Origin of the sequence: Cryobacterium sp. RTC2.1, assembly GCF_035018685.1 — a bacterium.
In the GTDB taxonomy this organism is placed as follows: Bacteria; Actinomycetota; Actinomycetes; order Actinomycetales; family Microbacteriaceae; genus Cryobacterium; species Cryobacterium glucosi.
The window spans coordinates 1-386 of record NZ_JASJXJ010000365.1 but is presented as its reverse complement, the minus strand read 5'-3'; the positions used below and the strand labels follow the sequence as shown (position 1 = coordinate 386).

Sequence of the window (386 nt, the reverse complement as noted above, 5' to 3'; positions counted from 1 at the left end):
CACCGCCGCGAACGCAGGCAGGGTCGACGAGAACGCGCCCGTGGTCTCCTTCCCGTTCCACGTGCTCCCGTTCCGCGAGTTCACGGTCACGGGGGCGGGACGCGCGATCGCGCCGGCCTACCTCGGCGTCGCCCTCACCGAGCTCGCGACCCGGTACGGCGACGCACTCCCGCCGGTGTACCTCACGAGCCTCGGAGCGAGTTTCCCTGACCAGGTCGACAGCCGCGGCGCCGTCGACGACCCGGCCAGGATCGACTACCTCGCCGAACACCTCGTGGCCGCACTCGACGCCGTTGCACCGGGCAAGCCGGCGGCGGGGGTGAGCATGCGCGGGGCCTTTGTCTGGTCGCTGCTCGACGGCTTCGAGTGGACCGCGGGCTACACCC

At 72.3% G+C, this 386-nt stretch carries 1 protein-coding gene; it reads left to right on the top strand.

The window, feature by feature from the left end:
• A partial coding sequence (locus QN357_RS19325; RefSeq protein WP_323505447.1) for a family 1 glycosylhydrolase occupies positions 1 to 386 on the top strand: 386 nt, incomplete at both ends.